Source organism: Candidatus Bathyarchaeota archaeon (genome assembly GCA_025059045.1).
GTDB lineage: Archaea > Thermoproteota > Bathyarchaeia > Bathyarchaeales > DTEX01 > JANXEA01.
The window spans coordinates 1-3,497 of the sequence record JANXEA010000016.1; the positions used below are offsets into that span (position 1 = coordinate 1).

General features: G+C 45.8%; 4 protein-coding genes. 2 read left to right on the forward strand and 2 right to left on the reverse strand.

Going from position 1 to position 3,497, the window contains the following annotated elements; all coding sequences use genetic code 11:
• Nucleotides 1-160 precede the first annotated feature (160 nt).
• Nucleotides 161-898, reverse strand: coding sequence for a hypothetical protein (locus NZ952_06200; GenBank protein ID MCS7120773.1), 738 nt, complete (start codon nucleotides 896-898; stop codon nucleotides 161-163).
• Between the two features lie 269 nt (nucleotides 899-1,167).
• Here NZ952_06200 and NZ952_06205 point away from each other — a divergent pair, with 269 nt between their 5' ends.
• Nucleotides 1,168-1,908, forward strand: a complete 741-nt coding sequence (locus NZ952_06205) for a hypothetical protein (GenBank protein MCS7120774.1) — start codon at nucleotides 1,168-1,170, stop codon at nucleotides 1,906-1,908.
• 172 nt (nucleotides 1,909-2,080) lie between these two features.
• Here NZ952_06205 and NZ952_06210 read toward each other — a convergent pair whose 3' ends face one another.
• Complete coding sequence (locus tag NZ952_06210; GenBank protein ID MCS7120775.1) at nucleotides 2,081-2,824, reverse strand: polyprenol monophosphomannose synthase; 744 nt, start codon at nucleotides 2,822-2,824, stop codon at nucleotides 2,081-2,083.
• A gap of 187 nt (nucleotides 2,825-3,011) precedes the next feature.
• Here NZ952_06210 and NZ952_06215 point away from each other — a divergent pair.
• On the forward strand, nucleotides 3,012-3,497 hold a 486-nt coding region (locus NZ952_06215; protein ID MCS7120776.1), incomplete at its 3' end, for a hypothetical protein.

Genomic DNA, 3,497 nt, shown 5'->3' on the forward strand with positions numbered 1-3,497 from the left:
TCGCCGCGGATCCGGCAGCCGAAGCATACCGTCTACACTCATTCATCATCTCCTCAAAGGCAGCCCTGTCCTCCCTCCTCAAAGCCTTCAAGAAGCCTTCCCACCTCTTAATCTCAGACTCAAGAATCATACGGTAAGATGGGATAGTTCTGCCCAAGGCTCACACCCCCAAGAAATCTTCAAGGAGAGACTGCCCTCCGCATCCAGTTAAATAGAGGTCCACAGAAGCTGGCGGCTTAGAGGGATGCTTCTCTAAAACCAGCCTCAAACGGCAGTTTCCCTCATCAACCCTTACTGCAACATCAGCCCTCCCAAGAAGGTAGTATTCAAGGCACCGTTTCCTCTTTGCCCCCTCAGAGGGGGATGTCGCAACCACAATTATCCTCTTTTCCTTGGCCAGGTTCCAGAGATAGCAAGTTACAGTGTTAAAGGTCTTTTTCGCCTCAAACCTCTCGAGCTCAGGGTCGCAGTAGAGTGAGGTAACATCCGAAACCATAACAAGCCTTGAACCCTTCTGGTCGATAACCCTGGGAAGCCCCTCAACAAGAAGATTTGTCATCTGATAGCTGGTGAAGGCTCTTGAAACCCAGATGTTCCTAAGTACGGCTTCCGGATCTAACCCGAGCATACGGGCAGATTCTGAGATTATGTATGGATCGAAAACATTACCCCCATCAACAAAAACCGCAGAGGAACCTAACCCGCCTCTAAGCCAATAATGGAGAAAAAGCACCTCCGAAATTACGTGGCAGATTCGCGAATTATACAGGAGGATGAAGTCTCCCCACCGCAGCCCACCAATAAGCCTATCAACAACGCTGACAGTGAAACCTAACATCTCACTACCCGACAGCCGAGACTCGAACATACCGTTAACGCATAAACTCTGCAGAGACATCTCTCTCGTTTCTTCAACCTTAGGAGATCAAGCATTGCCATAGATCATCAAAAAAATATTTAAGGTGTAAGTGAAATCTTGGGGAGGGGGTACGAGATATTTCTGCTCATCTCCCAGCGATCATTAACGGATAAAAGAACGTCGGACCTTTCGAGACAACCATGTAAAGCTTGCCCAACGCAATCCAGTAACCTATTAAAAACGATCATAACCAATTAATTATTAATTCATGCAGCGGAAAATATCTGATTTGTCAAAGTGGCGGTTTAATGAGGGATGAAGTTATTCTGAAGGCCAGAAGTTTCGACAATGACGGAGCTATTAGGCGTTTGGTTGAGGAAGATCTTAAGGAGTTGAAGGTTTTCAGGGCAAAATATCCTTTTGCCGAGAAGCCTGATTCAATAGAAACCTTAACTCCAGATGACATTTTTAGGGCAGATAAAGGCGAGATCGGAGACTTCTTCCGATACATAGAGTATCGCCTGAAGTATCTCGGAGAACTTAAAACCTACCCTAAAGTTTACATTGAGATAAGGAGTCACTTAGATCTCTTCAAGGACCTGCTCTACATTTCGGTTGATAGAAAAAGGTCTCTTGCTGATAAGGTAGATGCTCCCTGGGGCAAGATTAAGGGTCTAGGCGGGGACAGCCACATTGCAAAGAAGATCATATTCTGCCTCAATTATGAGACAGGCTCAGTGGTTCCGATATTCAGCACAAGCCACATGGAGTACTTCCTAGACACAATCCAAGAGGAACCGTGGAGCCCAATAAATTATGCTACCATGAGTCTAGGCGAGAAATATGAAGCCCTAACCGAAGAGATTCTAAGAGCGAAAGAAACTTCTCCTATAACCAGGTCTTGGGAGATAACCTACTTCTGCAGATTCCTCTACGAATGTTACACGCCCCCAAAGATCATAAGGGGAAGCACACCGAAGGAATATGAGGGAAGATATGGAGAAAAAGAAAAAATTCGCCGAATTCATTGGACTCCTAAACGACCTTAAAGCAAAAGGCAAAATCTCCGCCGAGGAGTTCAGAACGTACTCTATGAAATGGCATAAGAACCCAGAATTAAGAAAGACATTGCTCGAAAGACTTACACAACTTAAGTGAACAATAAAATTATGATGCACATTATGACGGGAATCGATCCGCCTACGGCTTTTTCAGTCCACCCTACTTGCTCCTGAGGAGTCGACTCAGGTGCACAATATAATTCCAAGCTTCCTTCCTATTGAAGCTGCTTCTCCCCTTCCTCCTAGACTGAAAAGTATAAGGCACCTCAACGAAATTCTCATACCTACCCTTGGCAACAATCTCTAATAAGATCTTAAAGCCAACAGGCTTAAGTGGCACACCCTCAACAACACATCTCTTAAGCATGAAGAAGCCTGAGACTGCATCCTTGATCTTTCTGGATCTGGGCACCATGATATGCGCCAAGAACACGGCGACCCTAGAAATTATCCTCCTCCTCAATCCCCAACCTCGAATATCCCCACCAGTCACGTATCTTGACCCAATAACTAGATCGTGACCTCGAGTAATCATTTCATACATTTTGCGAAGCAGTTCAGGCGGATGCTGAAGGTCTGCATCGATCACCGCTAGGACCTTCCCAGAAGCCTCCATAAACCCATCAAGAACCGCGGAGCTGAGACCGAGCTTACCAGGCCGCTTAACCACTTTAACATTCCCATAAAGATGGCCTAAGCTCTCAGCGTATTCCGCGGTCCCATCTGGACTTGAATCATCAACGATCACTATCTCAAAATCGACATCCGACAGTGAAAGCTCAATCCTTTCAATAAGCTCTGCAATATTCTCCCTCTCCATGTAGGTTGGTACGATAACGGATAGCTCCGGACTAACTGAAGCCTTATCCGGCGAATCTCTCCCCAAACCTACCCCAGACCACATAAACATTCCCCAAAAAATAACACTCCCAAACTAATATGATTTTATTATAATGCCTCCCAAATTCCAATAGCCACAACATATGCCGGGAAGCCTATAATTCACGTTTTTAGCTCTCCTCGCTATTCAAAAAATATAGCGAAGGACAGATAAACCTTGGCGGCAACATTTACCAGTGGGAGGAGTAAATGTGAACACAGCCCATCAAAGCCGAGCTGGGTATAAGGGATATCATTGCTGGTTGCAGTACACACCAGTGGACGAAGCAAATCTACTCGATCAGTACAGGGGATTGTGCTCAAACATAGTGGCAATAGAGGATACCCAAATAATTCGATCCGCCATAAGCGAACTGCTGCACGGTCTGAAATGCATGCTTAGTAAGAAACCAACCGTCACAAAAACCCCCATAAAGCCTTACTTCATCTTTTTAGGGACAACTCGGCACGCGGAAGATTGCGGAACCATATTTATAGATGACCCCTCAGCATCGCAGGCGAAAGAGATGATTGGAGAAGAGGGGTTTGTGATCAGGACAGTCGAAAAGTCTGGCGGCGGCTACATCGCCATACTAGGCAACTCAGACAGAGGCGTCCTATATGGAACCTTCCACTTCCTTCGCCTAATAATGCTAAGGCAAGAAATTAACAATCTAAACATAGTCGAGCGGCCGAGA